At 42.3% G+C, this 3,932-nt stretch carries 3 protein-coding genes; 2 read left to right on the top strand and 1 reads right to left on the bottom strand.

Annotated elements, in window-relative coordinates; all coding sequences use genetic code 11:
* Positions 1-415: 415 nt before the first annotated feature.
* Both helD and WAM07_RS00540 read left to right on the top strand, forming a co-directional pair.
* Positions 416-2,683, top strand: coding sequence for an RNA polymerase recycling motor HelD (gene helD / locus WAM07_RS00545; protein WP_422163864.1), 2,268 nt, complete (start codon positions 416-418; stop codon positions 2,681-2,683).
* 60 nt (positions 2,684-2,743) lie between these two features.
* Positions 2,744-3,574: an aldo/keto reductase gene (locus tag WAM07_RS00540; RefSeq protein ID WP_422163863.1), complete on the top strand. Its 831-nt coding sequence runs from the start codon at positions 2,744-2,746 to the stop codon at positions 3,572-3,574.
* A gap of 25 nt (positions 3,575-3,599) precedes the next feature.
* Here the strand turns inward: WAM07_RS00540 and WAM07_RS00535 are convergent.
* Positions 3,600-3,932, bottom strand: a 333-nt coding sequence (locus tag WAM07_RS00535; RefSeq protein ID WP_422163861.1) for a Ger(x)C family spore germination C-terminal domain-containing protein, incomplete at its 5' end; no start/stop codon positions are given.

Raw genomic sequence — 3,932 nt, 5'->3', positions numbered from 1 at the left:
AGGTAGTTTTGTACCTATTTACAGGATGTTAAATACCGGAAATAGCCTGTCATAAAAGCATTTAATCCAGATCAAGTAGGACGGTCTTTCTCTTCTAGAAGGGTCCGTTCACAAGAAAACGATGGGTTGGTGGGGAAATGGCGAGACTCCCATGGGAGAAGGGACTAGGTGAGATCCCGCAGGGAGTGAAACGAGCGAGGAAGCTCACCGTTCCCCCATAGGAAAGCGAGTTATTTCCCCACCAGCCCTCTTCCACATGGAGTAACGGACCCGAGTTATCTCGAAACTGAGTCTTCAACAAACGGGAGCTTATTTATAAGAATTAATACGGAGGTTTAGCAGAACCTAAATAAATAAAATCATGGGGATCCAGACTTCTCTAAGCCAGTCCTATATGAGGGAAGGAGAATGAAAAATGTCCGCTCAACACCCCGATTATCCTCAGGAATTAGAACGTTTATCTTTTACAAAAGCATATATGGATCAGCTGATCGCCGCTCAAGAAACAGACCAGGAGGCGTTAAAAAGACGTCAGGAGGATACGTTAGCGAGACTTGACTTCAAGGACAGCAGTCTGAGGTATCAGGAGATGCTGTCTCACGCAAATTTTATGAAAATGTCTGCTGATCAGCTGGAAAGTCTTCATCGTCTGCGTAAAAAACCTTACTTTGCCCGCATTGATTTTCACCGAAAAGAAAAACCCGAGAGAGAAGTATTTTATATCGGGAAGATGTCCTTGTTTGATCGCGAAACACAGCTTCCGATTATATTGGACTGGCGTTCGCCTCTTGCGAATGTATACTATGAAGGTCGGATTGGGGAAGTCAGTTATGAAGCGGAAGGAGAACGCTACGAAGGTCGTGTTTCCCTCAAGCGGCAGTACCAGATCGAGGAAGGAGAACTGGAGAATTTTCGCGATATTGACATTACGACGAAAGATGACCTTCTCCAGGACTCTCTTTCTCAAAACGCAGAAAACCGGCTGACTGAAATCGTAGCAACGATTCAGGAAGAGCAAAATGAGGTCATTCGGGCAGACTTGCGTAAGCCGATTATTGTCCAGGGGGCAGCAGGGAGCGGTAAGACGACGATTGCACTGCACCGTATTTCTTACTTTCTCTACTCAATGAGAGATATCTTCAAGCCAGAAGAAATGCTGATTCTAGCACCTAACCAGCTTTTTATTCAGTACATATCTGAAGTACTGCCCGAGCTTGGGGTTCACAAAGCCCGACAAACCACCTTTATTGACTTTGTTCAGGCAGTGACGGACATAAGCTGGCCGGTCACCACTCAGCATATGAACTTAATGAATACGGTGGAATCCGGGAATTCCGGACATTCGACCGAGCTTTGGTCGGCAGGCTATAAAGGTTCCGAATCTTTTAAGGAAGTAATGGAAGAGTATAGTAAGTACATTGGATTAAGTTATAAAGTTCATGAAGACTTCCGGTTGGCCGGGTTCAAATTAAAAAGTGCGAAAGCCATTAATCAATTATTTTATAAACACTATCATTATTTTCCTTATGAAGTGAGAGTACAAAAGATTAAAGCCGTTCTTCGCAGTGAACTGAACAGGAAAAAGAAGCAGATTCTCTCAACCCTGGCCAAGAAATATGATGATCAATTGGATAAGGCGCTTTTTGGGATGAAAGATCCTGAAAAAAGGAAGAAGCGTGTCAGTTTCTTAATCACAAGGAAAGAAGAGGCACTGGATGAAATTAAAAAAGAAGCTAAAACGGTTCTCCAGACCTTTATGAAAAACTACCCTAAATGGAAGCTGCTCGATGCATATGTTCATTTATATGAGGAACGGGTCTTTCGTTCTTTCATTGACCAGGATACAGAAGAGCTTAAACAAATGAGGGCGTGGACACGGAACTATTTGCGAAAACAGAAGCTTCAGTCAGAAGATTTAGCTGCCCTCCTTTATCTGAAATCTTGGATTACCGGTATAGCAAAAGAGGATCAGGCAAAGAAGGTAGTCATTGATGAAGCGCAGGATTATAGTTTTTTTGAATTGTACAGTTTGAGGCACGTGTTTCAAACAGACTTGTTTACAATCGTAGGCGATTTGGCGCAAGGCATTTACCGCTACAGAGGTTTAAAAGAGTGGGAAAGCTTGATGGGCAATGTGTTTCAAAACGTTAACTATCTTAAATTACAGAAAACGTATCGAACGACGATTGAGATTATGAATCTGGCTAACGAATTACTGGAGCTGATGCCTGAAAATCTCCCAAAAGCAGAGCCCGTGGTCAGACATGGAGAAAAACCGCAGTTTATCAATCGCAATCAAGGTTGGCAGGAGATATTTAGAGAAAAGCTGCGGGATCTTAAAGCAAGTGGGATGAAGAGTTTTGCCGTAGTGACAAAAACGCAAAAAGAAGCAGCACTCGCCGCTGAGCAGTTGGATGATATCGGCACAGGATTTACGATGTTCGACGAGACACAAAGCCAAATGACTGATCGAATGGTATTACCGGTTTATTTGGCGAAAGGATTAGAGTTTGATGTCGTCTTTCTTTACAGTGAAGGTCATTCTTATCAAGAAACAACACTCGATGTAAAGCTTCTATATGTTGCCATGACCAGACCTCTGCACCGTTTATTTTTAATAGGAGAAAATCCGGAAGATTTTTTGCTGAATCACGCTCATCCTTCGTCCTATAGTTATGTTTGAACGGATTGCAATCAAGGGTAATTGATCAAGGTAAAGTAATGTAAAGGAGTGAAGAATTCAGTGAGTTTAACGGAAACAGTAACATTAAACAACGGAGTGCCCATGCCGAAGTTAGGCCTGGGCGTATATAAAATGGAGGAAGAGCAGGAAGTTGTACGGGCTGTTAAATCAGCTCTGGATTTAGGGTACAGACATCTGGATACCGCTTCTTTTTATGGGAATGAATCCGGCTTGGGAAGAGGAATCCGTGAGAGCGGTGTACCAAGAGAAGAATTATTCATCACCACAAAAGTATGGAATGATGAACAAGGCTATGAAGAGACGCTGGATGCTTTTGAACGCAGTTTAGACCGTCTTGGCCTTGAGTACTTAGATCTTTACTTAATCCATTGGCCGGTTCCAGGAAAATTTACAGAGACATGGAAAGCAATGGAGAAACTCTATCATAATGGACGAGTAAAAGCGATAGGTGTTTGTAACTTCATGGAGCATCACTTAGAAGAGCTTATGAACGAAGCTCAAGTGAAACCTGTAGTGGACCAGGTCGAATTCCATCCTCGTCTCTATCAGGAGAATCTGCTGAGATATTGTCAGGACCGGGATATCCTTTTAGAAGCTTGGTCTCCGCTGGCACGCGGAAATTATTTTGATGAACCCGTGCTTCAGGAGCTTGCTGCGCATTATGAGAAAACGGCAGCCCAGATCATTCTGCGCTGGCACTGGCAGCTTGGAATCATTATTATCCCTAAGTCTTCCAACAAGGATCGGCAAGAACAAAATGCTGACTTGTTTGACTTTTCTTTAACGAATGAGGAAATGGAAAAGATTAGTGCTCTTCAAACGGGCGAAAGAATTGGAAAACACCCGGATGAATTTGATTATTTCGGTTAAACCTGGACATGTTGTCCAGGTTTTTTTATTCAACTGTACCGTGGCGGAGAAGTTTCAAGTTTACATCAAATGAAACATTAAGATTGGGAATTTGCTGGCGCCAGTTTTCATGTGTCACACGATTATTACGATTTTGAGCATTGTAGTATTTTCCAAAACCAACAGGATCAACTTGATTTTCTTTTAATATATTCATGAATTGTTCAAGATCTGATTTTACTTTTTTCTCTATTTCTTTTTCCAGTTTATTAAGCGCCTTTTTATTTTGTAAATCCACGTCCTTTGTAATTTCCAATAACCTTGCTTCCATGGTAACTTTTACACTCTGCTCTGTCGGATCACCTCGTCTGGGCTGGAT

Origin of the sequence: Halobacillus sp., assembly GCF_049282395.1 — a bacterium.
Lineage (GTDB): Bacteria > Bacillota > Bacilli > Bacillales > Halobacillaceae > Halobacillus.
The sequence above is the reverse complement of the archived record's forward strand: the minus strand, read 5'-3'. Positions and strand labels throughout refer to the sequence as shown.

What these genes read in the sequence shown, in the direction of transcription:
- helD (WP_422163864.1), top strand. Translation starts at nt 416, where the DNA reads ATGTCCGCTCAACACCCCGATTATCCTCAGGAATTAGAACGTTTATCT.